This window comes from Achromobacter semiaridum (genome assembly GCF_053543755.1).
Window position 1 is genome coordinate 59,759 of record NZ_JBLVOL010000003.1, and the last position, 1,209, is coordinate 60,967.

Here is a 1,209-nt window from a genome sequence, read left to right on the forward strand (position 1 = left end):
AATCGACTGCGCGGCCGTGCGCGCCACGTCCAGTTGCAACGGCTGGTCGGCCTGCCCGTTGCCCAATTCATAGACGCGGTTGCCGCTGGACAGGCGGGGCAGCCAGGCGGCGCGTTCGTTGGCGGGCAGGCGGCCCAGCACGTCGATGGCGATGGCCACGTCGCGCTCCAGGTCGCCCAGCATCATGGAGCGCGTGGCGTTATAGCGTTCGTAGAACAGCGCGGCAAACGACAGGCCGTAGGCCAGCACCAGACCGATGAGAAAAATCAGGAACAGCCGCGCGACCAGCGTGCCCGGCCACGCGGAACGCGGCAACGCGGCGCGCGCCCTCATTCGCCTTCCGATATGTCGACGGCGGCCGCGAACACATAGCCTTCGCTGCGCACCGTCTTGATGTAGCGCGGTTCGCGCGCGTCTTCGCACAGGCGCTGGCGCAGGCGGCTGACCAGCAGGTCGATCGAGCGGCCGAAGAAATCGGCGTCGCGCCCTTGCGTCAGGTTCAGCAATTGATCGCGATTCAGCACGCGTTGCGGATGGTCCAGAAACACGCGCAACAGTCGGTACTCGGCGCCGCTTAGCGACACCACGGTGCCGCTCTTATCCAGCAGATGGCGCGCGGTGGTGTCCAGCCGCCAGTCGCCAAAGGCGATGTCACGACCAGGTTCCGTTACCTGAAAATTGGGCGGCAGCATGCGCGTGCGCCGCAAGATCGCCTTGATGCGCGCCAGCAGTTCACGCGCGACAAAGGGCTTGACCAGATAGTCGTCGGCGCCCATCTCCAGGCCCAGCACGCGGTCCATGTCGTCGCCGCGCGCGGTCAGCAGCAGGATGGGAATGCGGCGATGCTTGCCGCTGCGCAGTTCGCGGCACAGCACCAGGCCGTCGTCGCCCGGCATCATGATGTCCAGCACGATCAGGTCGACGGACAGGTTCTCCAGCAGCGACCGCATCTGCCGCCCGTCGGCCGCCAGCGTCACGGTCAGGCCGTTCTTCTTCAGGAAGTTGCCGGCAAGCTCGCGTATTTCCCGATCGTCGTCGACGATCATGACGTGATCCAGTTGATCCATCTTCAAAGGCTTTCAGGCAAGGGCGGCAGGGCGCGGGGTAAACGGATTTTATCCAAGGCGGCGGCCCCCTCGGCCGACGGGCGGAACCGGCGTGCCGCCCGGCCGCGTATTGCTGATCAGCTGGCATTGAAACGGCTTGGCG

General features: G+C 65.8%; 1 protein-coding gene and 1 pseudogene. Both read right to left on the reverse strand.

Annotated elements, in window-relative coordinates; translation table 11 throughout:
• Window positions 1-333 (reverse strand): annotated as a pseudogene (locus tag ACNPP0_RS00895) (two-component sensor histidine kinase); the annotation flags it as partial.
• A complete protein-coding gene (locus ACNPP0_RS00900) occupies window positions 330-1,067 on the reverse strand; it encodes a response regulator (RefSeq protein WP_332610133.1) in 738 nt (245 codons plus the stop codon). The gene ACNPP0_RS00900 and the pseudogene ACNPP0_RS00895, both read right to left, overlap by 4 nt.
• Between the last annotated feature and the right edge of the window lie 142 nt (window positions 1,068-1,209).